Source organism: Pseudomonas sp. FG98 (assembly GCF_057808595.1).
The window spans coordinates 20659-47012 of record NZ_JBMDIJ010000006.1; the positions used below are offsets into that span (position 1 = coordinate 20659).

Consider the following 26354-nt stretch of genomic DNA (forward strand, 5'->3'; position numbering starts at 1 on the left):
TCAGTTGCCCTCTTTATCGGCAAGGATGCGGTATTCGGCACTGCGCGCGTGGGCGCTGAGGGACTCGCCGCGAGCCAGGACCGATGCGGTCTTGCCCAGTTCGGAAGCGCCCTGTTCGGAGCAGAAGATGATCGAGGAACGCTTCTGGAAGTCATAGACGCCCAGCGGCGACGAGAAGCGCGCGGTACCGGAGGTCGGCAGCACGTGGTTGGGGCCCGCGCAGTAGTCGCCCAGCGCTTCGCTGGTGTGGCGGCCCATGAAGATCGCACCGGCGTGGCGGATCTTCGGCAGCCAGGCCTGCGGATCGGCGACCGACAGCTCCAGGTGTTCCGGAGCGATGCGGTTGGCGACTTCCATGGCCTGCTCCATGTCGCGGACCTGGATCAGCGCGCCACGACCATCGATCGAGGTGCGGATGATCTCGGCGCGGTCCATGGTCGGCAGCAGCTTGTCGATGCTGGCGGCGACGCGATCGAGGAACTCGGCGTCCGGGCTGACCAGGATCGACTGGGCATCCTCGTCGTGCTCGGCCTGGGAGAACAGGTCCATGGCGATCCAGTCCGGATCGGTCAGGCCGTCGCAGACCACGAGGATTTCCGAGGGACCGGCGATCATGTCGATGCCGACCTGGCCGAACACATGGCGCTTGGCGGTGGCCACATAGATGTTGCCCGGACCGACCACCTTGTCCACCTGCGGCACGCTCTCGGTGCCATAGGCCAGGGCCGCAACGGCCTGGGCGCCACCGATGGTGAAGACCCGGTCGACCCCGGCGATGCAGGCGGCGGCCAGCACCAGTTCGTTGACCTCGCCACGCGGGGTCGGCACCACCATCACCACTTCGGCAACACCGGCAACCTTGGCCGGGATGGCGTTCATCAGCACCGACGACGGGTACGACGCCTTGCCGCCAGGCACGTAGAGGCCGGCGCGGTCCAGCGGGGTGACTTTCTGGCCGAGGACGGTGCCGTCGGCTTCGGTGTAGCTCCAGGAGTCCTGCTTCTGCCGCTCGTGATACAGGCGCACGCGCTCGGCGGCCTTTTCCAGGGCCTGACGCTGCTCCGGGGTGATCCGGGTCAGGGCCAGTTCCAGGCGCTCGCGGCCGAGAATCAGGTCATTGATGGACTTGGCCTCGACACCGTCGAAGCGCTGGGTGAACTCCACCAGCGCCGCGTCGCCGCGCTCGCGCACGGCCTGGATGATGTCGAGTACGCGCTGGTTGACCGCGTCATCGGACACGCTTTCCCAGCTCAGCAGATGATCCAGATGTCGGGCGAAATCCGGGTCAGCGGCATTGAGTCGGCGAATTGCGGTGGACGTGGTCATAGCTAAGGCCTCGGTAATTGGCGAATGCTCAGGCGCCCTAAAGCTACCAGTCGATCCGCGCGGGCACCCGAGATAATTGGCTATGACGCGGATAGACGGGCGCGACACAGGGTCGCGCACAAGGTCAGCCGCGGTGTCGCGACTCCACGGCCTGACGCAGGGTGTCGATCAGGCTCTGGATACGGGCGTGCTGCATCTTCATCGATGCCTTGTTGACCACCAGGCGGGAGCTGATGGTGGCGATGAGTTCCTGGGGTTCCAGGCCATTGGCGCGCAGGGTGTTGCCGGTGTCGACGACGTCGATGATCTTGTCGGCGAGGTTGACCAGCGGCGCCAGTTCCATCGAGCCATAGAGCTTGATGATGTCGACCTGACGGCCCTGCTCGGCGTAGTAGCGCTTGGCGACGTTGACGAACTTGGTGGCGACGCGCAGGCGGCCCTTGGGCTCCGGCGCACCGATGGCACCGGCGGTCATCAGCTTGCAGCGGGCGATGTTCAGATCCAGGGGCTCGTACATGCCCTGGCCACCGTATTCCATCAGCACGTCCTTGCCGGCCACACCCAGATCGGCGGCGCCATGCTCGACATAGGTCGGCACGTCGGTGGCCCGCACGATCAGCAGGCGTACATCGTCCTGGGTCGTGGGGATGATCAGTTTGCGGCTCTTGTCCGGATTCTCGGTCGGGACGATGCCCGCCTCCGCCAGCAGCGGCAGGGTATCGTCGAGAATACGGCCCTTGGACAGCGCGATGGTCAACATGAAACGTCGGTCCTTATGCGGCTCAAAGCCGCCGGATGTCCAGGGACACGCGGCGGCGTTCAATTCAATTCATGGCGCGTCCCTGCGCCGCAAGCAGACTAGCCCGGTACGCGGCGGATCTTCGCGCCCAGCATCTGCAGTTTTTCCTCGATGCACTCGTAGCCACGGTCGATGTGGTAGATGCGGTCGATCAGGGTATCGCCTTCGGCGACCAGGGCCGACAGCACCAGGCTGGCCGACGCCCGCAGGTCGGTGGCCATGACCGGCGCGCCCTTGAGGGCCTTGGTGCCGGTGACGATGGCGGTGTTGCCTTCGACCTGGATCTGCGCGCCCATGCGGTGCATTTCATACACGTGCATGAAGCGGTTTTCGAAGATCGTCTCGATCACCGCGCCGGTGCCTTCGGCAATGGCGTTGAGCGAGATGAACTGCGCCTGCATGTCGGTCGGGAACGCCGGGTACGGGGCGGTACGCAGGTTGACGGCTTTCGGCCGCTTGCCGTGCATGTCCAGCTCGATCCAGTCTTCGCCGGTGGTGATTTCGGCGCCGGCTTCCTTGAGCTTCTCGAGGACGGCTTCAAGGATGGTCGGATCGGTGTCCTTGACCTTCACGCGGCCACCGGTGACGGCAGCAGCAACCAGGTAGGTACCGGTTTCGATACGGTCGGGCATGACGCGGTAGGTCGCGGAACCCAGGCGCTCGACGCCATCGATGGTGATGGTGTCGGTACCGGCGCCCTGGATCTTGGCACCCATGGCGATCAGGAAGTTGGCCAGGTCGACCACTTCAGGCTCGCGTGCGGCGTTCTGCAGGACGCTGCGGCCTTTGGCCAGGGCAGCGGCCATCATGATGTTCTCGGTACCGGTCACACTGACGGTATCGAAGAAGAAGTGCGCACCGCGCAGGCCACCTTCAGGCGCCCTGGCCTTGATGTAGCCGCCTTCCACTTCGATCTTCGCGCCCATGGCTTCGAGGCCGCGGATGTGCAGGTCGACTGGACGCGAGCCGATGGCGCAGCCACCAGGCAGGGCCACTTCGGCCTCGCCGAAACGGGCGACCATCGGGCCCAGTACCAGGATCGAGGCGCGCATGGTCTTGACCAGCTCGTACGGCGCGACCAGGGTCTTGATGGTGCGAGGATCGATTTCCACCGAGAGCTTCTCGTCGATCACAGGCTCGATGCCCATGCGCCCGAACAGCTCGATCATGGTGGTGATGTCGTGCAGGTGCGGCAGGTTGCCGACGGTGACCGGGCCATCGCACAGCAGGGTGGCCGACAGAATCGGCAGGGCCGCGTTCTTGGCACCGGAAATGCGGATTTCGCCGTCGAGGCGAACGCCGCCAGTAATAATCAGTTTGTCCATTTGGATTCTCGCCGCCACAGGTGGCTCAGGTGCGCTCAGCCCAGGCTGCGCTGCTGAAAAATTTCATGGTAACCGCGTGGATACGGCCATCGGTGATCCACGGATTAAGGTGAGCGTAGATCTGCTGCTGACGCTTTACCGGGCTCAGGGCCGCGATTTCGTCGCTGATCACGTTCAACTGGAAGTTGCAGCCTTCGCCTTCAACTTCGACCCGGGTTCCCGGCAACTTTTCTTCAAGGAAGTTCTTAACTTCTACGGCCTGCATGCTCAACCTCAATCGGCGCCCTGTGCGCGCGGGTCGGCCATCATACAAAAAAGCCCCTCGCCTGCGAACCCCGTAAACGAGGACTCTGACAGAGGGGCTTCGGTTCTTTTACCCGTTCACTGCAACGCCAGGATGTCGTCCAGGCCATAGACCTCGGCAATTTCCCGCATGCCGTGGGGCATGCCGCGAATCTCGCAGGCCTTGCCGGCGGCCTTGGCATCGCGGAGGAAGGCCAGCAGCAGGGACAGGCCGACGCTGCTGGATTGCTCCACCGCAGTGAAATCGAGCACCAGCGCGTCGCCCTTGCTCGCCGCGATCAGCGCGCCGCCCTGCTTGCGCAGCGCCGGGCCAGAGCGGTAATCGAGGATGCCGGCCAGGCTGAGGATGCCTGGCTCGGCCAACTGGACGCTGCCTACGCTCATTGCGCCTGCTTCTCCGCCGCGTCCTCGGTGACCGCCTTGGCCTTGGCGACTTCGCCGGCCCAGTTGTCGATGGTCTTGTCGAGGTCGTTGCCGTTGCGCTGCATGGCGTCGGCGAACTGGTCACGGAACAGCTTGCCGATGTTGATGCCGTTGACGATCACGTTGCGCACTTTCCATTCACCCTGAAGCTTCTGCAGGGTGTACTGCACCGGATAGACCGCACCGTTGGTACCGGTGACCTTCATGCCGACGCTGGCACGGTCGCCGTCCTCGGCCTTGGCCGGATCGACGGTGATGCCCTGGTTGTTGTATTCCAGCAGGGCGTTGCCATAGAACTGCATCAGGCTGCGCTTGAAGTTTTCCTGGAAGCGCTGCATCTGGTCCGGGCTCGCCTGGCGCGAGTACTTCACGGTCATGATGCTTTTCGAGATGCCGTCGGCATCCACGACCGGGCCGAGGATGTTGTTCAGCGCATCGTAGAACTGGCTTGGGTTGGCCTTGTATTGCTCCTTGTTGGCTTTCAGGTCGTTGAGCAACTGGGTGGTGGTGCCCTGAATCACGTCATGGGCCGATTGACCCGGTGCCGCCAGCGCCAGCATGGGCAGGGCCGCCAGCAACACCAGCAGGCCGCGTCGCAGGATGGAAATCATGGAAACTCCTTATTTAGCTTCTTTGCCTACGGTATTGAGCAGGAACTTGCCAATCAGATCTTCCAGGACCAGCGCCGACTGCGTGTCATGGATCACACCGCCGTCCTTGAGCACGGAATCTTCCCCGCCGACGCTGATGCCGATGTACTTCTCGCCGAGCAACCCGGCGGTCAGGATCGATGCAGTGGAATCGACGGGCAGGTTGTCCACGCTCTTGTCCAGTTGCAGGGTCACCCGACCGGTGTAGGTATCGCGATCCAGATCGATGGCAGTGACCTTGCCGATGGTCACACCGGCCATGGTCACTTTTGCTCTGACCGTCAAACCGGCGATATTGTCGAAATTCGCATAAAGTTTATAGGTATCGCTGCTGGGGCTGGCGGACAGGCCACTGACGCGCAGGGCCAGCAGGATCAGCGCCAGGATCCCGGCCAGGAGGAACAGGCCGACACCGATTTCCAGGGTGCGGTTTTGCATCAGAAATCTCCAAACATCAGGGCGGTCAGAATAAAGTCCAGTCCCAGGACTGCCAACGAGGCGTAGACCACGGTTCTGGTGGTGGCCCGACTGATCCCCTCTGAGGTGGGCTCGCAGTCATAGCCTTGGAAAACGGCAATCCAGGTAACGACGAAGGCAAAGACGATGCTCTTGACCACGCCGTTGAGCACGTCGTCGGTGAAGGACACGCTGTTCTGCATGTTCGCCCAGAACGAGCCTTCGTAGACGCCCAGCCAGTCCACCGCCACCCACGAGCCGCCCCAGATGCCGACGACACTGAAGATCATCGCCAGCAGCGGCAGGGAGATGAAGCCGGCCCACAGGCGTGGGGCAACGATGTACTTGAGCGGGTCGACACCGATCATCTCCAGGCTGGAGAGCTGTTCGGTGGACTTCATGTTGCCGATCTCGGCGGTCAGCGCGGATCCGGCGCGGCCGGCGAACAGCAGCGCGGTCACCACCGGCCCCAGTTCACGCAGCAGGGTCAGGGCGACCATCTGCCCTACCGCCTGCTCCGAGCCGTACTTGGTCAGGATGCTGAAACCCTGCAATGCCAGGACCATGCCGATGAAGATGCCGGACACGACGATGATCGCCAGGGACAGCACGCCCACCGAATACAGTTGCCGTACCAGCAACTGGAAACCGCCACCGATCCCGCCACGCCCGACCAGGGCATGCAACAGGAACAGGCAGGAACGCCCCATGACCGCGACCACGTCGATGGCCGAACGGCCGAAACGGCGGATACGTTCGAGTAAGGATTTTCTGCGCATCTAACGCTTCCCCAGCAGATCGGCGCGGTAGCCAGGCGCAGGAAAATGGAAAGGCACCGGTCCGTCCGGGTCGCCCTTCATGAATTGGCGGATGCGCGGGTTGTCCGAGTCCATCAGCTCCGCCGGCGTGCCCTGGCCGAGGACCTGGCCGTCACCCACCACATAAATGTAGTCGGCGATGCTGGCGGTTTCCGCGAGGTCGTGGGAGACCACGATGCTGGTGATGCCGAGGGCGTCGTTGAGCAGGCGGATCAGGCGCACCAGGACGCCCATGGCGATCGGGTCCTGGCCGACGAAAGGCTCGTCGTACATGAGGATCTGCGGATCCAGGGCAATTGCCCGGGCCAGCGCCACGCGGCGCTTCATGCCACCGGACAGCTCGTCCGGCATCAGCTCGATGGCGCCGCGCAGGCCTACCGCCTGGAGCTTCATCAGCACGATGTCGCGGATCATTTCCTCGGAGAGCTTGGTGTGCACGCGCAGCGGAAAGGCGACGTTCTCGAACACGTCGAGGTCGGTGAACAGCGCGCCGCTCTGGAACAGCACGCCCATCTGCTTGCGCGCGTCAAACAGGTCGCTGCGCGACAACGCCGGCAGGTTCTGCCCGGCGACCCACACCTCGCCGCTGGCAGGCCGCAGTTGCGCACCCATCAAACGCAGCAGCGTGGTCTTGCCACACCCGGAAGGCCCCATGATCCCGGTGACCTTGCCCTTGGGAATGCGTATGTCGACATTATTGAAGATGCTGCGCGAACCGCGTTTGAAGGTCACTCCCTTCAACTCGACCGCGTAGGCGTTATCAACGCTCATCTAGACTCCTTGCGATGCAGCCTTGTCCTCAGACGCACGCCCCCTTCGTGGAGGCACGCAAGTATCGAGCAGGCCGAACTGGTGGCGAACTATAGCACCGCAGGCAAGCCCTTCCCAAGGCCATCGCAAGGCCTGTTCAGGCCCTGTACAGCCATTTTCGTGCCATCACCGAAGGGAACCGCGAGGGAGCAAAACGCTCAAACAGGCAGCCTGCGACCAATCCGCAGGTGAGGCTTTCGCGCATTACCGCTATAATCGCGACCTTTTCATCAGGCAACCCGATTTCCGACATGAGCCAATCCACCGACCTGATCCAATCCGCGCAGCGCACCATCCGCCTTGAAATCGAAGCGGTAGAAGGCCTGCTGGCCCACATCGACGCCGACTTCGTCAAGGCATGCGAACTGATCCTGGGCAGCAAGGGCCGTGTTGTCGTGGTAGGCATGGGCAAATCCGGGCACATCGGCAACAAGATTGCCGCGACCCTGGCGAGCACCGGGACCCCGGCGTTCTTCGTCCATCCCGCCGAGGCCAGCCACGGCGACATGGGCATGATCACCCGGGACGACATCATCCTGGCCCTGTCGAACTCCGGTTCCACTGCCGAAATCGTCACCCTGCTGCCGCTGATCAAGCGCCTGGGCATCAAGCTCATCAGCCTCACCGGCAATCCCGAATCGCCACTGGCCAAGGCTGCCGAGGTCAACCTCGACGCACGCGTGGCCCAGGAAGCCTGCCCGCTGAACCTGGCACCGACCTCCTCGACCACCGCAGCGCTGGTGCTGGGCGACGCCCTGGCCATCGCCCTGCTCGAAGCCCGTGGCTTCACTGCCGAAGACTTCGCCTTCTCCCATCCGGGAGGTGCCCTGGGCCGCCGCCTGCTGCTCAAGGTCGAGAACGTGATGCATGCTGGCGACGAACTGCCCCAGGTCAGCCGTGGCACCCTGCTCAAGGACGCACTGCTGGAAATGTCGCGCAAGGGCCTGGGCATGACCGTGGTGGTCGAAGCCGACGGCAGCCTGGCCGGGATCTTCACCGACGGCGACCTGCGCCGTAGCCTCGACCGCAATATCGACGTGCACAAGACGTTGATCGAAGAAGTCATGACCGTGCACGGCAAGACCGCCCGCGCCGAGATGCTCGCCGCCGAGGCCCTGAAGATCATGGAAGACCACAAGATCAGCGCGCTGGTGGTCGTCGACAAGGCCGACCATCCGGTCGGAGCCCTGAACATGCACGACCTGCTGCGCGCCGGAGTGATGTGATGAATACCCTGTTGCAACGCGGCAAAGCCATCAAGCTGGCGGTTTTCGACGTGGACGGCGTGCTCACTGACGGGCGCCTGTACTTCCTCGAGGACGGCAGCGAATTCAAGACCTTCAACACCCTCGACGGCCAGGGCATCAAGATGCTGATGAACTCCGGGGTGACCACGGCGATCATCAGCGGACGCAAGACCCCGGTGGTCGAGCGCCGAGCGAAGAACCTCGGCATCCCGCACCTGTACCAGGGCCGCGAGGACAAACTGGTGGTGCTCGACGAACTTCTCGGCCAACTCGGCCTAAGCTATGAGGAAGTCGCCTACCTCGGCGACGACCTGCCCGACCTGCCAGTGATCCGCCGGGTCGGCCTGGGCATGGCGGTCGCCAATGCGGCGGCGTTCGTCCGCCAGCATGCCCACGGTGTCACCCAGGCCCGCGGGGGCGAAGGCGCGGCCCGTGAATTCTGCGAACTGATCCTGCAAGCCCAGGGCAACCTGGAAGCAGCAAACGCCCACTATCTGTAGAGCACGTCATGTTCAGCAAGAAGATCCGCAATATCGCGCTGTTCGGCGTGATCGCCGTGCTTTTCGGGGCGATCGGCTACTGGAACATCGTTCCCGAGCGCTTCCTCGACCAGACCGTGGCGCAGGTCGACGAAAGTGCCATCGACTACTACGCGATCAATGCCCACAGTGTGCAGTTCCTGCCCGATGGCAAACTGCAATATGAAATGACTGCGGACAAGGTCGAGCACCTCAAGGCCAGCGAAGTCACCCTGCTGACCAAACCGGACCTGCAGATGTACCGCGGCACCACCTTCCCCTGGCACGTCCAGAGCGAACGTGGCGAGGTCAACCCGGACGGCACCGAGGTCGAGCTGATCGATTCGGTCCGGGTCGCACGCACCGACGAACAGAACCGCACCACGATCATCACATCCAGTCGCATGACGGTATTCCCGCAGAAGCAATATGCGCAAACCGAGCAAGACGTTAGAATCGACGGCGCCGGTGGCGTGACTACGGGCAAGGGAATGAAAGCGTATTTGAAAGACGGCAGGATGGACCTGCTGTCCAACGTAAGAGGACAGTATGAGGCTCGTTAAAACCCTCCCTTATTTGCTCAGCCTGAGCGCGGCACTGGGAAGCGCGAGCGCCTGGGCTCTGCCGAACGACCGTGAGCAACCTGTTCGCATCCAGGCCGACAGCGCCCAGATGGATGACAAGAACAAGGTCGCTACCTACACCGGCGACGTGATCATCACCCAGGGCTCGATGATGATCAAAGGCAATGTCGTGACCGTCACCCTCAACCAGGCCGGCGATATCGACACCGCGACCTCCGTCGGCAGCCTGGCCTACTTCGAGCAGCAGCAGGACGCCGCCAAGCCGGACAAGATGCAAGGCTATGCCAAGCAGATCCAGTACCAGGCCGGCAAGGACCTGATCATCCTTACCGACCAGGCCAAGGTAATCAACGCTGGCAACACCACCGAAGGCGAGAAGATCGTCTACAACTCCAAGACCCAGGTCGCCACTGCCGGTCGCGGCGGCAAGGACATCAAGACACCACGCCAGCGTATCGACATGGTGATCCAGCCGAAGAAGAAGGCCGAGTAATGGCAACCCTCAAAGCCCAGCACCTGGCCAAGAGCTACAAGAGCCGACAAGTGGTACGTGATGTCAGCCTGTCGATCGACAGCGGCCAGATCGTCGGCCTGCTCGGCCCCAACGGCGCCGGCAAGACCACTTGCTTCTACATGATCGTCGGCCTGGTCCAGGCCGACCAGGGCCGCGTCCTGATCGACGACCTGGATGTCAGCCATCAACCGATGCATGGCCGCGCTCGCGCCGGCATCGGTTACCTGCCCCAGGAAGCCTCGATCTTCCGCAAGCTGTCGGTGGCCAACAACATCATGGCGATCCTGGAGACGCGCAAGGACCTCGACAGCGATGGCCGGCGCAAGGAGCTGGAAAGCCTGCTGCAGGAATTCCACATCAGCCATATCCGCGACAACCTCGGCATGAGCCTGTCCGGAGGTGAACGCCGCCGGGTGGAAATCGCCCGCGCCCTGGCCACCGCTCCGAAGTTCATCCTGCTCGACGAACCCTTCGCCGGCGTCGACCCGATCTCGGTCGGCGATATCAAGCAGATCATCCATCACCTGAAGGCCAAGGGCATCGGCGTCCTGATCACCGACCACAACGTCCGTGAAACCCTCGATATCTGCGAAACCGCGTACATCGTCAACGACGGCCAGTTGATCGCCGAAGGCGATTCGGAAACCATCCTGGCCAACCAGCTGGTGAAAGAGGTGTACCTCGGCCACGAGTTCCGCCTGTAGATCGAAATACCGGAGTGACCGAGCGCTGGCATTCAGCCATTATTGCGGCTTAATTGTTACAGCGCTCTAGGCAAACGCTACAATTTCAGGCATATATCTTGCTTAAAATTGGCGCCCAGCGCCCGTGTAGTAGATGGCGCATGCGCGCCGGCGAATAAGGTGTAAAGCCCCAGCCATGAAACCATCGCTCGTCCTAAGAATGGGCCAGCAACTGACGATGACCCCGCAGTTGCAACAGGCCATCCGTCTGCTCCAGCTCTCCACGCTGGACCTGCAGCAGGAAATCCAGGAAGCCCTGGAGTCCAATCCGATGCTCGAACGCCAGGAAGACGGCGACGACTTCGACAACAGCGACCCCATGGCCGACAACGCCGAGAGCAAACCCGTCGCGGAATCTCAGGAGAGCAGCTTCGAACAGACCGGGCCCACTGCGGAAAACCTCGAAGAAGGCGAATGGAACGAGCGCATCCCCAACGAACTGCCGGTCGACACGGCCTGGGAAGATATCTACCAGACCAGCGCCAGCAGCCTGCCCAGCAACGATGACGACGAGTGGGACTTCACCACCCGCACCTCCGCGGGCGAGAGCCTGCAGAGCCATCTGCTCTGGCAGCTCAACCTGGCACCGATGTCGGACACCGACCGCCTCATTGCCGTCACCCTGATCGATTGCATCAACAATCAGGGTTACCTCGACGAAACCCTGGAAGAAATCTGCGACTCCTTCGATCCCGAGCTCGATATCGAGCTGGACGAGATCGAAGCCGTCCTGCACCGCATCCAGCAGTTCGAACCCGCCGGCATCGGCGCACGCAACCTGGGCGAGTGCCTGTTGCTGCAACTGCGCCAACTGCCCGCCAACACCCCATGGATGGCTGAAGCACAGCGCCTGGTGAGTGATTACATCGACCTGCTCGGCAGCCGCGACTACAGCCAGCTGATGCGCCGCATGAAGCTCAAGGAAGACGAGCTGCGCCAGGTCATCGAGCTGGTGCAGAGCCTCAACCCGCGCCCCGGGTCGCAGATCGAATCCAGCGAGCCGGAGTATGTGGTACCCGACGTGATCGTGCGCAAGGACAACGATCGCTGGCTGGTGGAACTGAACCAGGAGGCGGTACCGCGCCTGCGGGTCAATCCACAGTACGCCGGTTTCGTTCGCCGCGCCGACACCAGCGCCGACAACACCTTCATGCGCAACCAGTTGCAGGAGGCGCGCTGGTTCATCAAGAGCCTGCAGAGCCGCAACGAGACCCTGATGAAGGTTGCCACGCAGATCGTCGAGCATCAGCGCGGTTTCCTCGACCACGGCGACGAAGCCATGAAGCCGCTGGTGCTGCACGATATCGCCGAGGCGGTGGGCATGCACGAGTCGACCATTTCCCGGGTGACCACGCAGAAATACATGCACACGCCGCGTGGCATCTACGAGCTGAAGTACTTTTTCTCCAGCCACGTCAGCACCTCCGAAGGCGGTGAATGCTCCTCCACCGCCATCCGCGCGATCATCAAGAAACTGGTTGCCGCGGAAAATCAGAAAAAGCCATTGAGTGACAGCAAGATCGCTGGTTTACTGGAGGCACAAGGCATCCAGGTAGCACGTCGCACCGTCGCCAAGTACCGCGAGTCCCTCGGCATTGCACCATCGAGTGAGCGCAAGCGATTGATGTGACATTCCCTGAGATGTGCCATCGCAATTCAGTGGCAGGCGCAACACCTGCCTCTTTATGCACGGCAACAAAGGAGAAGCAGTATGCAAGTCAACATCAGTGGACAACATGTAGAAGTCACTCCTCCGCTTCGTGAATATGTCGAGCTCAAGCTCAAGCGCCTGGAGGGTCATTTCGACAGGATCACCAACGTCCAGGTCATCATGAAGGTCGAGAAACTCCAGCAGAAAGTGGAGGCGACCTTGCAGATTCCCGGTGGTGAAGTGGTCGCCAATGCCGAAGACGCCGACATGTATGCCGCCATCGACTCCTTGACCGACAAGCTCGACCGCCAACTGAAAAAACACAAGGAAAAACAGCAAAGTCTGCTGCAAGGTGCAGCGGCCCGCTGATCCCCCTCATCCATGATCCGACTTGAATCCATCCTGACCCCCGGCCGTTCCCTGGTGAACGTGCCGGGAGGCAGTAAAAAGCGCGTACTTGAACAGATCGCCAACCTGATCGGGAAGGAAGTTCCCGGACTGGAAAACCAGGAAGTGTTCGAAAGCCTGATTGCCCGGGAAAAGCTCGGCTCGACAGGTTTCGGCAATGGCATCGCCATCCCTCACTGCCGCCTCAAGGGCTGCACCAGCCCGGTCAGCGCGCTGTTGCATCTGGATGCCCCCATCGATTTCGACGCCATCGACGGCGCCCCGGTAGACCTGCTGTTCGTCCTGCTGGTCCCGGAAGCCGCCACCGATGCGCATCTTGAACTGCTACGCCAAATTGCCAGCATGCTCGACCGCAAGGATGTTCGCGACAGGCTGCGCGCTGCCGACAGCAGCACCGCCCTGTACCAGGTTGTCCTGGACGCGCAGAACGAGTCCTGAGCATGCGCCTGATCATCGTCAGCGGCCGTTCCGGATCCGGCAAAAGCACCGCCCTCGATGTCCTGGAAGACAATGGCTTCTACTGTATCGACAACCTCCCCGCCGGCCTGCTTCCGCAGCTGGCGGAGAGCGCGCTGATCAACACCGAGCTGCTGCAACCGCGGGTCGCCGTGTCGATCGACGCCCGCAACCTGCCGAGCCACCTCACGCGCTTCCCTGAATTGCTCGAAGAAGCACGGGCCCGGCATATCCAGTGCGATGTGCTCTACCTGGACGCCGACGAAGAAACCCTGCTCAAGCGTTTCTCCGAAACTCGCCGACGTCATCCGCTGACCAACCAGGACCGCTCGCTTGCCGAGGCCATCCGGGTCGAAAGCGAACTGCTCGGCCCTATCGCCGACCTGGCGGACCTGAAGATCGACACCACCAACCTCAACCTTTACCAGTTGCGGGACTCGATCAAGCTGCGCCTGCTCAATCAACCCGAGCCCGGCACGGCCTTCCTGGTCGAGTCGTTCGGCTTCAAGCGCGGCATGCCGGTGGATGCCGACGTGGTGTTCGATGTTCGCTGCCTGCCCAATCCCTACTGGAAACCTGAATTGCGCGAGCATTCCGGCCGGGACCAGCCGGTGATCGACTACCTGGCCGCACAACCGGATGTGGAAGAAATGTTCCAGGACATATCGTCCTACCTGCTGAAATGGTTGCCACGCTTCGCCGCCAGCAACCGCGCTTACGTCACCGTTGCCATTGGCTGCACTGGCGGTCACCATCGCTCGGTCTACCTCACCGAACGGCTCGGCCAGTTGCTGCAACCCATATTGAAGAACGTCCAGGTTCGCCACCGCGACCTCTAGTCCACAGGATCCCACCCGCGATGCCCGCCATTGAAATCGAGATCATCAACAAGCTGGGCCTGCATGCCCGTGCGGCTGCCAAGTTCGTCGGCGTGGCGGGCAAGTTTCCCTGCGCGGTCAAGGTTGGACGAGCACCGGACAAGCTGGTCGATGGCAAAAGCATCATGGCGGTGATGATGCTCGCCGCGGGCAAGGGCACCACCGTCCACCTGTCGGCAGAAGGCGAGCAGGACAACGATGCTCTGCAGGCATTGGTCGAACTGATCAACAACCGCTTCGACGAAGGCGAATGAATTGCCAGCCATGAAAAAGCCCGCCAGATTGGCGGGCTTTTTCGTTTAACGCAGAGAATCAAGACAGCGCGGTATCCATCACCATCATCAAGCAGAAGCCGACGCACAAACCCAGGCTGGCCAAGCGGTGATGTCCGTTGGCCCGCGACTCGGGAATGATCTCCTGGGTCACCACCAGCAGCATGGCGCCGGCCGCGAAGGCCAGGCCGAGCGGCAACAGCAGCTCTGCCACATTCACCAGCCAGGCACACAGCAGCGCTGCCGCCGGCTCCACCAGCCCTGACGCGGCACCGATCAGGAACGCCTTGAAGCGCGCCATCCCGGCCCCCGCCAGTACCAGCGCGATCACCAGCCCTTCCGGGACATCCTGCAAGGCGATACCCATTGCCAGGCTGTCCGCATCCGGCATACCGCCGCCGGCAGAAACGCCGATGGCCATACCCTCCGGAATGTTATGGGCGATGATGGCAATCACGAAGACCCAGATCCGCGCCGGCACCACTGGCTGGGTACCGGACGCCACCAGCGCTTCGGGCGATGCACCGGATACCTGGCGATCCACCAGGTACAGGCACAAGGCACCGAACAGCAGGCCGAAGCTGATCAGGCTACCCGCTCCCCACTTGCCGAAGCCCACCGCCTGCGCGGCATCCAGGCCCGGAATGATCAGGGAGAAGGCTGTTGCCGCCAGCATGACCCCAGCCCCGAAGCCCAACAGCGTATCGGCCAGCGCGACCGGCATGCTGCGGATCACCAGGACCGGCACCGCGCCAAGCGCGGTACCCAGGGCACACAATGCGCCACCTTCCAGCGCCCGCATCATCCGCGGCTCCAGGTCCAGCCAGGCAATGCCCTGGGCCACCAGCAAGGCGGTGCCTACCAGCAACAACAGGGTACCCAATGCCAGGCGAAACAAACGCACACTGCTTACGGACAAGACATCCGAGCGCATTCGCTTGTCACTCACGCCACGGCGGCAAGGTACCGCCGCTCGACTTCAGCCCAATCGACCACGTTATAGAAGGCGTTGATGTATTCCGGGCGGCGGTTCTGGTACAGCAGGTAGTAGGCGTGCTCCCAGACGTCCAGGCCGAGGATCGGCGTATTGCCGTTCATCAGCGGGCTGTCCTGGTTGCCGCTGCTTTCCACCACCAGTTTTTTCTCCGGGGTCACGCTCAGCCAGGCCCAGCCACTGCCGAAACGAGTCAGCGCGGCCTTGGTGAAAGCTTCCTTGAAAGCATCGAAACCGCCCAGTTGCTCATCGATGGCCTTGGCCACCGAGCCTTGCGGTTCACCGCCGCCGGTTGGCGACATGACAGTCCAGAACAGGGTGTGGTTGGCGTGACCGCCGCCCTGGTTGATCACTGCGGCCTGGAGGTTCTGCGGCAGCTGCTTGACCGCTGCGACCAGCTTCTCCACCGGCCACTCGGCCCACTCGGTGCCGTCGACGGCGGCGTTGAGATTGTTGATGTAGGTCTGGTGGTGCTTGGTGTGGTGGATCTGCATGGTCTGGGTATCGATGTGCGGCTCAAGCGCATCGTAGGCGTAAGGCAATGCAGGCAAGGTATGTGGCATTAGTGAATTCCTTGTTGGAAGGCTTGGGGGATCACGGGGTCCTGGCCAGCCAGCACACCGGACTGCGGTTCCTGTCGGTACAGCAGCCGTTCGGTGCGTGGGTACTGGCCGTACTCACTGATGAAGCTCAAGAGTTCGGTGTAGGTCTTGCCGCTCTGGCGCAGCGCCGCCTCGCGCAATGGCTCGGGCAGGCGCGGGTCCTGGCTCGCGCTCAGCAGCCGCTGATGGATCGCACAGAGATACTCGGCGCTCTCCTGCGGCTGCTTCAGACGCAGATGAAGGTCCGCCAGGTTGTGATGGGAAATCACGCAAGCGGCCACCGCTTCGTTGGCGTCATGCCAGCGCTCGAAAAGCACCTGGGCCAAGGCCAGGGCCTGCAGGTACAGCTCGCGGGCATCGACCAGATCCCCTTGGTTGAACAGGCGGTTGGCAATCTCGGTGGTACGTTTCCAGTGCTGCATGGCGAACCTCCAAAGCGGTGGGCGGTATCAGATACCGCCGGCGGTGAGCTTTTCCGGATCCAGCAGGACTTCCAGCTGGGTACGCGACAGCTCGGTGTGTTCCTGGGCTACGTCGATGATCGGACGCCCCTGCTTGTAGGCGGTCTTGGCGATTTCCGCGGCCTTCTGGTAGCCGATGATCGGGTTCAGCGCGGTCACCAGGATCGGGTTGCGGGCCAGGGCTTCCTTGAGCTTCGGCTCGTTGACCTTGAAGCTGGCGATGGCCTTGTCGGCCAGCAGGCGGCTGACATTGGCCATCAGCTCGATGCTTTCCAGCAGGTTGCGGGCGATGACCGGCAGCATCACGTTCAGCTCGAAGTTGCCCGACTGACCGGCAACGGCGATGGTGGCGTCATTGCCGATGACCTGGGCCGCAACCATGGCGGTGGCTTCCGGAATCACCGGGTTGACCTTGCCCGGCATGATCGAGGAGCCCGGCTGCAGGCCTTCCAGTTCGATTTCGCCGAGGCCGGCCAGCGGGCCGGAGTTCATCCAGCGCAGGTCGTTGGCGATCTTCATCAGCGCCACGGCAGTCGCCTTGAGCTGGCCGGATACGGCCACGGCGGTGTCCTGGGAGCCGATCAGGGCGAACAGGTTCTCGCCCGGCACGAAATCGACCTGGGTCAGGCCACTCAGTTGCTTGGCGAACAATGCGGAGAATTGCGGGTGGGCGTTGATCCCGGTACCGACCGCAGTACCACCCTGGGCCAGGGCCTGCAGGGCAGGCAGGGTGTCTTGCAGATGGCCGATGCTGGCCTTGATCTGCTGCGCCCAGCCACCGAGCACCTGGCTCATGCGCACCGGCATGGCGTCCATCAGGTGGGTGCGGCCGGTCTTGACGAACGGATGCACCTGCTCGGCCTTGGCCTCGATCACCTTGACCAGGTGATTCAGCGCCGGCAGCAGTTGCTCGTGCAGGGCCAGCGCGGCACTGACGTGGATGGTGGTGGGGATGATGTCGTTGCTGCTCTGGCCACAGTTGACGTGATCGTTAGGGTTGACCTTGTCATTGGCGACGCGGCTGGCGAGGGTCGCGATCACCTCGTTGGCGTTCATGTTCGAGCTGGTGCCGGAGCCGGTCTGGAACACGTCCACCGGGAAGTGCTGCATGAAGTCGCTCGCCAGCAGTTGCTCCACTGCCGCGACGATCGCCTCGCCCTGGGCCGGGGTCACCTGCTCCAGTTGCACGTTGGCCTTGGCAGCAGCGGCCTTGGCCAGCAGCAAGGCACGGATGAACTGCTTCGGCATGGGTTGCTGGCTGACCGGGAAGTTGTTGACCGCGCGCTGGGTCTGGGCACCGTACAGGGCCTCGGCCGGCACCTGCAGTTCACCCATGCTGTCACGCTCGATACGGGTATTACTCATCATCAAGTCCTTGCATCAGTTCAGCGGAAGAAATCGAAGGCAACAGCGTGCAGTTCGCCAGTTGCAGGGCCAGCGGCTGCCAGCGCTGGCCTTGCTCGCCGCCATCGAGCTTGCGCAGCTGCAGCAGCGGGCGCCATGCCTGGTCCAGGCACAGGCAGCGCCAATGCCACGGCAACATGCGGTCGCAGGCGGTATCGAGCAGAAGACGGAAAGAAGTGAGGGCGACGGTCCACGCCGAGGTATCGGTGCAGCAGACCAGGTAGCGTCCTTCGGCCAGGTAGTGTTCGATCAGACGCGGCTCGTCGGGCTCGAGCGCGCAACGAATACGCCGGCTCAGCCAGCGCCAGTTTTCGAGATAGGGCAGTTCGTGAAGGACGGATTTCATGGAATGAACATCATCGCTCAGATAATGATATTCATTATTAATTGATAAATAGAATCAGTACAAGCCTCAAGCTTTAAGCTGCAAAAAAAGCGCGCTGCGTGACGGCTGGTTTTTTCGCCTGAAAAACAAAAGCCCGGCATCAAGGCCGGGCTTTTGGATAACGCGATAGTGACGGTGATCAGCTACCTGCGACGGTCATCTTCTCAATCAGGATCGAACCCGTGTGGATATTGCTACGAGTTTCAAGATCGCTGCCGATGGCGACAATCTGCTGGAACATGTCCTTCATATTCCCGGCGATCGTCACTTCCTGTACGGCGAACTGGATCTCGCCGTTTTCCACCCAGTAGCCTGCCGCGCCGCGGGAATAGTCGCCGGTCACCATGTTGAGGCCGTGCCCCATCAGCTCGGTTACCAGCAAGCCACGACCCATGCGCCGGATCAGCGCGGCCTGGTCCTCGACGCCGTGGGTGACGAACAGGTTGTGTACGCCACCGGCATTCGCGGTGCTCGGCAGGCCAAGCTTGCGCCCGGAGTAGGTGCCCAGTACGTAGGAAACCAATTGGCCATTTTCGACGAACGGCTTGGCGTAGGTGGCCAGGCCATCGCCATCGAATGCGGCGCTACCCAGTGCACGGGGCAGGTGCGGACGTTCATCGAGGGTCAGCCAGGTCGGGAACAGACGCTGACCGATGGTGCCTTCCAGGAACGACGATTTGCGATACAGGTTGCCGCCGGAAATCGCCGACAGGAAACTGCCGAACAGACCACCGGCCAGCTCCGCCGAGAACAGCACCGGCACTTCGCAGGTCGGCACCGGGCGCGCCCCTAGGCGACTGGCGGCACGCTGGGCGGCGCGGATACCGATGGAACGCGGATCTGCCAGCAACTCGCCCTGGCGATTCACGTCATACCAGTAGTCCCGCTGCATCTGCCCATCGCCCTCGGCGATCATCACGCAGCTCAGGCTGTGACGGGTCGAGGCGTAGCCACCGATGAAGCCGTTGCTGTTGCCGTAGACGCGGCAGCCCTGGTGGGTATTGAGGGTGGTGCCGTCGGCGTTCTTGATCCGCGGATCGGCGTCGAACGCTGCGGCCTCGCAGGCCAGGGCTTTCTCGATGGCCTGCTCCGGGGTGATATCCCAGGCGTGATACAGGTCGAAGTCCGGCAGGTCCCGGGCCATCAGCGCCGGATCGGCCAGCCCCGAGCAGTCGTCCTCGGAGGTGTGCTTGGCAATGGCCAGCGCTGCGGCGACGGTCTCGCGGATCGCCTCGCTGCCGCTGGCGGAAGTGCTGGCCGAGCCCTTGCGCTGGCCAACGTAGAGGGTGATGCCAAAGCCCTGGTCGCGGTTGAATTCCACCGTTTCCACTTCACGCTGGCGCACCGAGGTCGACAACCCCTGCTCCAGGGATACTGCCACCTCGCACGCACTGGCGCCCTGGCGTTTCGCCTCGGCGATGATCTGCTCGACCTGCTCCTGCAAGGCCGGCAGGGCTTGCGGACCTACGCTCTGGACTGCACTCATGGTTTTCTCCACTCAAATTCTACGTTCGGCGCGGGCCGGCGATTTGCGACCGGGCCGGACAAGCGGCCCCCGACTGGTTATCATGGCGGCGTTTCTCAGCGGACTGCCCCCATGGTTGATTCTTACGACGACGCCTTCGATGGCGAAAAAAGCAAAACCCAGATCAAGCGCGAACTTCAGGCCTTGGTCGACATGGGCGAGCGCCTTACCACGCTCAAGCCCGACACCCTGGCCAAACTGCCCCTGACCGACGAGCTGCGCAAGGCGCTCGAAGAGCACAAGCGGCATACGGCCAACGAGGCCAAGCGCCGTCACCGTTCGTTCATCGGCAAACTGATGCGCGACCAGGATCTCGACGCCATCAATGCCCTGCTTGACCAGCTGGACGCCTCATCGCGCCAGTACAACGAGCGCTTCCACAACCTCGAACGCTGGCGCGACCGCCTGATCGGTGGAACCGACGATGTCCTGGAGAAGTTCGTCCAGGAATACCCGGAAGCCGATCGCCAGCAACTGCGCTCGCTGATCCGCCAGGCCCAGCACGAGGCCAAGACCAACAAGCCGCCAAGTGCCGCGCGCAAGATCTTCAAGTACATCCGCGACCTCGACGAGAGCCAGCGCGGCCTGCGCTGATCCACGCTACCAGGCGGGCACCCTGCCCGCCCGGTGTCTTTCTCATGCGCCCGTGCCACCCACGGTGATCGCATCGATCTTCAGGGTCGGCTGGCCCACGCCAACCGGCACCGACTGCCCATCCTTGCCGCACGTGCCCACGCCACTGTCCAGGGCCAGGTCGTTGCCGACCATGGACACCCGGCTCATGGCTTCCGGACCATTGCCAATCAGGGTCGCACCCTTGACCGGGGCGGTGATCTTGCCGTCCTCGATCAGGTACGCCTCGCTGGTGGAGAAGACGAACTTGCCGCTGGTGATATCCACCTGGCCGCCGCCCAGGTTGGCGCAGTACAGACCGCGTTTGACCGAGGCGATGATCTCCGCCGGGTCGCTCTCACCGGCGCGCATGTAGGTGTTGGTCATGCGCGGCATCGGCAGGTGCGCGTACGACTCGCGGCGCCCGTTGCCGGTGACCGCCATGCCCATCAGGCGGGCATTGAGCTTGTCCTGCATGTAGCCGACCAGCTTGCCGTTCTCGATCAGGGTGGTGCATTCGGTCGGCGTACCTTCGTCGTCGACGCTCAGCGAGCCACGACGATCCTTGAGGGTGCCGTCATCGACGATGGTGCACAGGCTCGACGCAACCATCTCGCCGATGCGCCCGCTGTAGGCCGAACTGCCCTTGCGATTGAAGTCGCCTTCCAGGCCGTGGCCGACCGCTTCATGCAGCAATACACCAGACCAGCCCGAACCCAGCACCACCGGCAGCGTACCCGCCGGGGCCGGCACTGCCTCCAGGTTGACCAGGGCCTGACGCAGCGCCTCGCGGGCGTAGCCCATGACCCGATCTTCACTGAAATAGCGGTAATCGGTGCGCCCACCGCCACCATGACCACCGCGCTCGCGACGGCCATTCTGCTCGACGATCACGCTGACACTGAAACGCACCAGCGGCCGCACATCCGCAGCCAGGCTGCCATCGGCGGCAGCGATCAGGATGCGCTCCCAGACCCCGGCCATGCTCACGCTGACCTGCTGGATACGCGGGTCGAGGGCTCGGGTGGCAGCATCGACGCGCTTGAGCAGATCGACCTTCTCGGCCCGGCTCATGACTTCCAGCGGATTGTCCGCCGCATACAGCGGCGTAATCGCCTGGCTCTTGAATGCCTGCACCGTGCCGTTCTGCCCGGCCCGGGAAATCGAGCGGGCAGCCTGTGCCGCAGCGCTCAGGGCTTCGAGGTTGATCGCGTTACTGTAGGCGAAGCCGGTCTTTTCGCCGGACTGGGCGCGCACGCCCACGCCCTGGTCGAGGTTGAAGCTGCCTTCCTTGACGATGCCGTCCTCCAGCGCCCAGGACTCCGAGATCTGGCCCTGGAAATACAGGTCGGCCGCGTCGATGCCCGGACCGGCCAACTCGCCCAGCACGCTCTGCAGGCTGTCGAAGGTCAGGTCGCCGGGGGCCAGCAGTTGCTCGCTGACGCTTGTTAACAACTCGCTCATAGTCACTCCGAGGTGTGCGCGGGCCGCAAGGCGTCCCGCGAGAAAAAGCGCCGGTGCAAGGTCACCGGCATCCGCGCCCGTATGGACGACTGTTCTGCGCTGTCGCGCGTGGCCAGCAGCACCGCCTCGCCACGGGCCTGTTCGGCGAGGATCCGCCCCCAGGGGTCGACGATCGCCGCCTGACCGTGGGTTTCACGCGGCCCCGGATGCATCCCGCCCTGGGCAGCAGCCAGCACATAGCATTGGGTTTCGATGGCGCGAGCGCGGATCAGCACTTCCCAGTGCGCCGCACCGGTGACGGCGGTAAAGGCCGCCGGCGCCGTGATCAGTTCCGCCCCCGCTTCGCGCAGGGCGCTGTACAACTCGGGGAAACGCAGGTCGTAGCAAACCGTCAATCCAAGCTTGCCCACCGGCGTATCGGCCACCACCACATTGGCACCGTGGGCGTAGTCATCGGACTCGCGATAGCGGCCACGGCTGTCGGCGACATCCACGTCGAACAAATGCAATTTGTCGTAGCGGGCAACCAGCTCGCCGTGCTCGTCCACCAGCAGGGAGCAGGCATGGGCTTTGGCCTCGGGCCGATCGACGGGCGGCAACGGCAGGGTGCCCGCCACGATCCATAACCTGAGGTCGCGGGCGGTCTGTTTCAACCAGGGCAGGATCGGCCCTTCGCCGCGGGCTTCGGTCAGGCCGATGGCAGCGCTGTCGCGACGGCCCATGGCGGCGAAGTTTTCCGGCAGGACGGCAAGCCGGGCGCCCTGCTCCGCCGCCTGCTCCAGCAACGCGCGGGCGCGGGCCAGGTTGGCGGCGATATCGTCCTGGCTGATCATCTGAATGACGGCGAAAGTCATGGCCACGCTCTATCTGGACTTATCGAAAGGTTTCACAAAAGTAATCTTAGGCTCTTTCACCGGGCCTTCGACCCGATAGTTGACGCTGGCGTAACGCGCCACCCGGTCGCCCAGCAGCTTGTCCACCAGGAACAGGGCGCCACCGACGGCAGGCGCGCCAACAATCAACGCCGCCAGCGGCAGGTTGTTGGTCACCGGCAAGGTCACCATCAGGTTGGCCGCGACCCGGTCACGAACCAGGTCGAGCGTGCCTTCCAGCTCGAAATTGCTCGACGGCCCGGTCACGGTAATCGGCTCACGGGTCACATAGACGCCTTCGCTGGCCGCCAGTACGCCCTTGACCCGGTCGTAGCTCAGGCCCTTGCCCAGCAGATCGGAGAAGTCCAGGCGCAGACGGCGGCCGATGGAGTTGAAGTTAAGCAGGCCGAACACCCGCAGGGCCTGGGCGCTGGCGTCGACTTCGACGATCTGTCCGTCGCGCAGCGAGGCATCCATGCTCCCCGAGAAGCGCTTGAGGCTGACCCAGGCCGGCGACCCCTGCCAGCGACCATCGGCATCCATATGGAACTCGCGACTGGTCACCGTAGGTGCGAAGCCCCAGGCCTTGAGCACATCCCCCAGATTGCCGCCTTGCAGGCGTCCCTTGTACCAACTGCTGCTCGCCCCCGGCACGCCTTCCCAACCGGCGGAACCATCGATAGCCAGGCCCTTGAGGTTGAGATCGAGCTCATTGAACACCACCCCCTTGCCGGTGGGGCGCAGCTTGAGGGACAGGCTACCCATCAGGTCATCGCCGCGGAACAGCTTGCCGATGCTCACATCCACGGCCGGGACCTTGCGCGGGTCGGTATCGGCCAGTGGGTCCGGCGCTTCCGGCGCGCTCTCCTCGGCGGGATCGGCGGGCGGCAGGCGCAGGGTCGGCAGGTCGACGACGATGGGCGCAGCCTTGGCGTCGGGGATCCGTGCATTGCCGATGACTTCCTGGCTATCCAGGCGCAGCCCCCAGTTGTCGTTGTTGCGGTCCAGGCGCACTACGGCCTGGTTCAGTTCGAAGTTGTAGGCCTTGATCTTGCCGACGCTCAGGTCCACGCCACGGAGAATCTGCCGGGCACTGCCACCCGGGTCGTCACCGGTGTAGTTGCCAGCCTTGCCCTGCCAGTCCGCCAGGTCCACCTCGGCCACCTTGCCGCGAACCCGCAACCCCTGGCTCGTCGGCAATTGCACAGCACCTCCACCAAGCACCAGCTCACCGCGCACCTGCTCGGTCTTGCCGGCCGGGGCGGCCATGGCCAGGCTGGCCAGGCTGTCATAGGTCGCATCGATGCGCCGCTCGCTACCGCCCAGGTTCATGCGGAACTGGCTGCTACGGGTCTCGCCGGCCACCTTGCCGAAAGGCGCTGGCAGGTCGATGAGCAGGCCCTTGAGGTTGGAGTCGACACTGATCAGGTTGTCCCTGCCCAGCACCACCTGCAATTGATAGGGCAGTTCGCCGGACACCGGCAGAGGCTGGTTGAACTGCAACCAATCGGTCAGGGATTTCAGGGCAATCTGGCCCTTGGCGACGACCCGGGTCTGCAACTGGCCCGGCTTGCCTTCGGCGAAGATCTCCGCCGTCACCGGCTTGCCGAATGCCACGGTGCTGATGTTCTTGCCGCTGAGTCCCTGGTCCAGGTCGAAACGGAAATCGCCCTTGAGTGCGCTGAGTTCGAGCACCGGTTCGCTGATCTTCAAGCGCGACTGCTCGGTTCGGAAATCCACCACAACCTTGGGCTCAATCCCGTGGGCCAGGGGGATATCCAGTTTCAGCGAGCCTTGCAGGTCACCCTCACCTTCCCAGCCTGCAAAGGTCGGGCCGGTGCCGATCGGCGCCTCCTGCAGGATCTTCACGCCGTCGGCGAGGGTCCCGTCGAAGTCGCCATCGACCAGCAGATGGCTGTGTTCGCCCGCCGGAACATGGGGGATATCCACCAGCACATCGCTGACCTTGGTGTTGAGCATCTGCCCGGTGCTGGCCTTGATCCGCACACCGTGGTCATCGATGAACACGTCACCATCGACCTGGGTCAGTTGCGGCCAGCCCGGCTGGAAGTCGAGGTCGGCATCACGCACCTTGAAGAACAGGCTGATGCTACGGGCATGGTCCGGCGCGCCGTGGTTCAGCGAACCCTGGTACTGGAAATAACCTTCGTCCACCGCGCCCTTGAGGATCGCGGTGCGCAGCCAGTGATCGACATCCGGGCTGAGCACTTCCGGCAGGTACTTGCCGGTATAGCGACCATCGCCGTCGACCATGCCGACCCGCAGGTCCATATAGTCCTCATGTCCGGGGGCGAGGTGGATCCGGATCAGGAAGTCGCCGGCGATCTTGCCCTCTTCACCCAGAACCTTGAGATAAGGCGCGATCAGGGTGAAGGTTTCCTTGTCCAGTTTCCAGGTCAGCCGCGCGTTGGCTTTCAGGTAGTGCCAGGGATCGGCGAAGATCGGCACCAGATGCAGCATGAATTTCTCGGTATCCAGGCGCAGTTCGCCATGCCCGAGGTCACCGCTGATACTGCCGCTGACATTGCCGGCCGCCGGAGCGCCGTGATAGGCGTCGAAGCCGACCCGATCGAGGTTGGCGGCAAAGCTGAACATGCGATCCCCCTCGACCTGGGGGCGCACTTCGAGCAGGACGTTGCGCAGCCCCCCGGTGACCTTGAGGCCATCGACCACCGCCATCGCCGGCTTGGGCAACGGACCAAGCGCCTGGATCAGCGGGGTCAACGGGGTCAGATCGATACGATCGGCCTGGATCTTCCAGAGCTCGCCATCCTGCTCGGCACCCGACTGGCTGATCTGGACGTGGGATTCCCAGCGGGTTTCACCGAGATTCATGGCCAGCGAATCCAGGGTCAGTTGGAGGCCTTCATCACCGCGCCGCAGCCAGGCATTGAGGGCCAGGTTTTCTATCTTCACCGGCTTGCGTTCGGCATAGGCGCCCTGCAATTGCGGGGCGTTCAAACGCAGCGTGGCGCTTTGCACCTTGCCCTTGCCCCAGTCCAGCCAGACTTCGCCACCAGCACGCAGTTCGGGCAGTTGCCATTGACCCAGCAGGCGCGCCGGCAGCCATTTCGCCCAGTCGCTTTGCGGCAGGCTGGCATAGGCTTCGATTTCGCCATCACGCCATTTCGCCGGGCGGATCCGGCTTTTCAGGCTGATGGCCAGGGGCTGGCCGTCGGGCAGGGTCATGCGTGCGTCGAGGCGCTGACGCACGCTGCCGGTCTGCAGGCTCAGGCCGACATAGGTCAGGGTCATGGGGTCGTGGTCGAAGGGCTCCAGGGTGATCTGGCTGTCGAGCAGCGAGACCCGGGAGACGATCTGCATGCGCCGCAACGCCTGTTCGACATCCAGTGGCTGGTCGTCGTCCTGCATCGGCAGGCCCTTCAGCGTCCACTTGCCGCTTTCGTCTTCATGCAGGTTGAGCTGCAGGCCGCCCAGTTCGACGCGGGCCAGGCGCACCTCGCGGGCCATCAGGCTGGCCCACAGGTCCGGGACCACCTTGACCGCATCCAGACGCAGGGCCGAGGCGCCCTCGCCCACCTGCACATCACGCACCACGAGAATCGGTGCCAAACCACTCCAGCGCCCTTCCAGCGCCCCGACATGCACCGGCAGACCCAGGCTTTCCTCGGCCTTGGCCTGGACGTCGCTACGGTATTCGGCAACCAGCGGGATGAGCTCGCGGCCCAGGCTGACATAGAGCGCAACCAGCACCGCGAGTAATGCGCAGGTGCCCAGTCCCCAGCGGGTCAAGGCAGCCAGAACGCGGATCAGACGCTCCATTGCTGTGGCCCCCCGAGTCGTCCATTAACTATGGCCCGACATGCAGGGAT

At 63.2% G+C, this 26354-nt stretch carries 29 protein-coding genes; 11 read left to right on the plus strand and 18 right to left on the minus strand.

Features of this window, described 5'->3' with window-relative positions; translation table 11 throughout:
- The 9 genes from hisD to ACODSK_RS06255 all read right to left on the minus strand — a co-directional run bounded on the left by hisD (position 1) and on the right by ACODSK_RS06255 (position 6871).
- The gene (gene hisD, locus ACODSK_RS06215) at positions 1–1326 is read right to left on the minus strand and encodes a histidinol dehydrogenase (RefSeq protein WP_489014666.1); all 1326 of its coding nucleotides are present in this window, start codon (positions 1324–1326) and stop codon (positions 1–3) included.
- Between the two features lie 124 nt (positions 1327–1450).
- On the minus strand, positions 1451–2086 hold the full coding sequence (gene hisG / locus ACODSK_RS06220; RefSeq protein ID WP_009398242.1) for an ATP phosphoribosyltransferase: 636 nt from the start codon (positions 2084–2086) through the stop codon (positions 1451–1453).
- Between the two features lie 98 nt (positions 2087–2184).
- A complete protein-coding gene (gene murA / locus ACODSK_RS06225) occupies positions 2185–3450 on the minus strand; it encodes a UDP-N-acetylglucosamine 1-carboxyvinyltransferase (RefSeq protein ID WP_489014667.1) in 1266 nt (421 codons plus the stop codon).
- Positions 3451–3475: 25 nt separating this feature from the next.
- On the minus strand, positions 3476–3715 hold the full coding sequence (locus ACODSK_RS06230) for a BolA family protein (RefSeq protein WP_009398240.1): 240 nt from the start codon (positions 3713–3715) through the stop codon (positions 3476–3478).
- Positions 3716–3831: 116 nt separating this feature from the next.
- Positions 3832–4137 (minus strand): STAS domain-containing protein, encoded by a 306-nt coding sequence (locus ACODSK_RS06235; RefSeq protein ID WP_489014668.1) that lies wholly within the window; start codon positions 4135–4137, stop codon positions 3832–3834.
- Positions 4134–4787, minus strand: a complete 654-nt coding sequence (locus ACODSK_RS06240; protein WP_489014669.1) for an MlaC/ttg2D family ABC transporter substrate-binding protein — start codon at positions 4785–4787, stop codon at positions 4134–4136. The genes ACODSK_RS06235 and ACODSK_RS06240 overlap by 4 nt, the downstream gene beginning before the upstream one ends.
- Positions 4788–4796: 9 nt before the next feature.
- Positions 4797–5264: an outer membrane lipid asymmetry maintenance protein MlaD gene (gene mlaD / locus ACODSK_RS06245; RefSeq protein ID WP_489014670.1), complete on the minus strand. Its 468-nt coding sequence runs from the start codon at positions 5262–5264 to the stop codon at positions 4797–4799.
- Positions 5264–6061 carry a lipid asymmetry maintenance ABC transporter permease subunit MlaE gene (gene mlaE / locus ACODSK_RS06250; protein ID WP_489014671.1) on the minus strand — a complete coding sequence of 266 codons (798 nt, stop codon included), beginning with the start codon at positions 6059–6061 and terminating at the stop codon, positions 5264–5266. Before mlaE ends, mlaD begins: the two co-directional genes overlap by 1 nt.
- Positions 6062–6871 carry an ATP-binding cassette domain-containing protein gene (locus ACODSK_RS06255; RefSeq protein WP_489014673.1) on the minus strand — a complete coding sequence of 270 codons (810 nt, stop codon included), beginning with the start codon at positions 6869–6871 and terminating at the stop codon, positions 6062–6064.
- Positions 6872–7161: 290 nt separating this feature from the next.
- Here ACODSK_RS06255 and ACODSK_RS06260 point away from each other — a divergent pair, with 290 nt between their 5' ends.
- The 10 genes from ACODSK_RS06260 (at position 7162) to ACODSK_RS06305 (ending at position 14163) form a co-directional block, all read left to right on the plus strand.
- A complete protein-coding gene (locus tag ACODSK_RS06260; RefSeq protein WP_489014674.1) occupies positions 7162–8136 on the plus strand; it encodes a KpsF/GutQ family sugar-phosphate isomerase in 975 nt (324 codons plus the stop codon).
- On the plus strand, positions 8136–8657 hold the full coding sequence (locus ACODSK_RS06265; RefSeq protein WP_489014675.1) for a KdsC family phosphatase: 522 nt from the start codon (positions 8136–8138) through the stop codon (positions 8655–8657). Before ACODSK_RS06260 ends, ACODSK_RS06265 begins: the two co-directional genes overlap by 1 nt.
- A gap of 8 nt (positions 8658–8665) precedes the next feature.
- Entirely contained in the window at positions 8666–9238 is a 573-nt protein-coding gene (gene lptC / locus ACODSK_RS06270; protein ID WP_489014676.1) for an LPS export ABC transporter periplasmic protein LptC, read from the plus strand.
- Positions 9225–9752, plus strand: a complete 528-nt coding sequence (gene lptA, locus ACODSK_RS06275; RefSeq protein ID WP_489014677.1) for a lipopolysaccharide transport periplasmic protein LptA — start codon at positions 9225–9227, stop codon at positions 9750–9752. The genes lptC and lptA overlap by 14 nt, the downstream gene beginning before the upstream one ends.
- Positions 9752–10477 (plus strand): LPS export ABC transporter ATP-binding protein, encoded by a 726-nt coding sequence (gene lptB, locus ACODSK_RS06280; protein WP_489014678.1) that lies wholly within the window; start codon positions 9752–9754, stop codon positions 10475–10477. Before lptA ends, lptB begins: the two co-directional genes overlap by 1 nt.
- 175 nt (positions 10478–10652) lie before the next feature.
- Positions 10653–12146 carry an RNA polymerase factor sigma-54 gene (locus tag ACODSK_RS06285; RefSeq protein WP_489014679.1) on the plus strand — a complete coding sequence of 498 codons (1494 nt, stop codon included), beginning with the start codon at positions 10653–10655 and terminating at the stop codon, positions 12144–12146.
- An 81-nt stretch (positions 12147–12227) separates the two neighbouring features.
- The gene (gene hpf, locus ACODSK_RS06290) at positions 12228–12536 is read left to right on the plus strand and encodes a ribosome hibernation-promoting factor, HPF/YfiA family (RefSeq protein ID WP_489014681.1); all 309 of its coding nucleotides are present in this window, start codon (positions 12228–12230) and stop codon (positions 12534–12536) included.
- A gap of 12 nt (positions 12537–12548) precedes the next feature.
- Complete coding sequence (gene ptsN, locus ACODSK_RS06295; RefSeq protein WP_489014682.1) at positions 12549–13013, plus strand: PTS IIA-like nitrogen regulatory protein PtsN; 465 nt, start codon at positions 12549–12551, stop codon at positions 13011–13013.
- Between the two features lie 2 nt (positions 13014–13015).
- Positions 13016–13870, plus strand: coding sequence for an RNase adapter RapZ (gene rapZ / locus ACODSK_RS06300; protein ID WP_489014683.1), 855 nt, complete (start codon positions 13016–13018; stop codon positions 13868–13870).
- A 20-nt stretch (positions 13871–13890) separates the two neighbouring features.
- Entirely contained in the window at positions 13891–14163 is a 273-nt protein-coding gene (locus tag ACODSK_RS06305) for an HPr family phosphocarrier protein (protein ID WP_489014684.1), read from the plus strand.
- Positions 14164–14221: 58 nt separating this feature from the next.
- Here ACODSK_RS06305 and ACODSK_RS06310 read toward each other — a convergent pair whose 3' ends face one another.
- From ACODSK_RS06310 to pmbA, 6 genes are all read right to left on the minus strand, one after another.
- Entirely contained in the window at positions 14222–15115 is an 894-nt protein-coding gene (locus tag ACODSK_RS06310) for a ZIP family metal transporter (protein ID WP_489014685.1), read from the minus strand.
- Positions 15116–15126: 11 nt separating this feature from the next.
- Entirely contained in the window at positions 15127–15738 is a 612-nt protein-coding gene (locus tag ACODSK_RS06315; RefSeq protein WP_489014686.1) for a superoxide dismutase, read from the minus strand.
- Positions 15738–16199 carry a DUF2753 family protein gene (locus ACODSK_RS06320; protein ID WP_489014687.1) on the minus strand — a complete coding sequence of 154 codons (462 nt, stop codon included), beginning with the start codon at positions 16197–16199 and terminating at the stop codon, positions 15738–15740. Before ACODSK_RS06320 ends, ACODSK_RS06315 begins: the two co-directional genes overlap by 1 nt.
- Before the next feature lie 27 nt (positions 16200–16226).
- A complete protein-coding gene (locus ACODSK_RS06325; RefSeq protein ID WP_489014688.1) occupies positions 16227–17603 on the minus strand; it encodes a class II fumarate hydratase in 1377 nt (458 codons plus the stop codon).
- Positions 17596–17988 (minus strand): FagA protein, encoded by a 393-nt coding sequence (locus ACODSK_RS06330; RefSeq protein ID WP_489014689.1) that lies wholly within the window; start codon positions 17986–17988, stop codon positions 17596–17598. The genes ACODSK_RS06325 and ACODSK_RS06330 overlap by 8 nt, the downstream gene beginning before the upstream one ends.
- Before the next feature lie 178 nt (positions 17989–18166).
- A complete protein-coding gene (gene pmbA, locus ACODSK_RS06335; protein ID WP_489014690.1) occupies positions 18167–19513 on the minus strand; it encodes a metalloprotease PmbA in 1347 nt (448 codons plus the stop codon).
- Between the two features lie 111 nt (positions 19514–19624).
- On the opposite strand from pmbA, the gene yjgA reads away from it, so the two are divergent.
- The gene (yjgA, locus tag ACODSK_RS06340) at positions 19625–20146 is read left to right on the plus strand and encodes a ribosome biogenesis factor YjgA (RefSeq protein ID WP_489014691.1); all 522 of its coding nucleotides are present in this window, start codon (positions 19625–19627) and stop codon (positions 20144–20146) included.
- Between the two features lie 42 nt (positions 20147–20188).
- Here the strand turns inward: yjgA and tldD are convergent, their stop codons facing one another.
- From tldD to ACODSK_RS06355, 3 genes are read right to left on the minus strand one after another with little or no spacing between them, the layout of a single operon-like run.
- Positions 20189–21628 (minus strand): metalloprotease TldD, encoded by a 1440-nt coding sequence (tldD, locus tag ACODSK_RS06345; RefSeq protein WP_489014692.1) that lies wholly within the window; start codon positions 21626–21628, stop codon positions 20189–20191.
- 2 nt (positions 21629–21630) lie between these two features.
- Positions 21631–22482 carry a carbon-nitrogen hydrolase family protein gene (locus ACODSK_RS06350; protein ID WP_489014693.1) on the minus strand — a complete coding sequence of 284 codons (852 nt, stop codon included), beginning with the start codon at positions 22480–22482 and terminating at the stop codon, positions 21631–21633.
- Positions 22483–22491: 9 nt separating this feature from the next.
- Positions 22492–26304 (minus strand): YhdP family protein, encoded by a 3813-nt coding sequence (locus tag ACODSK_RS06355; protein ID WP_489014694.1) that lies wholly within the window; start codon positions 26302–26304, stop codon positions 22492–22494.
- Positions 26305–26354 lie beyond the last annotated feature (50 nt).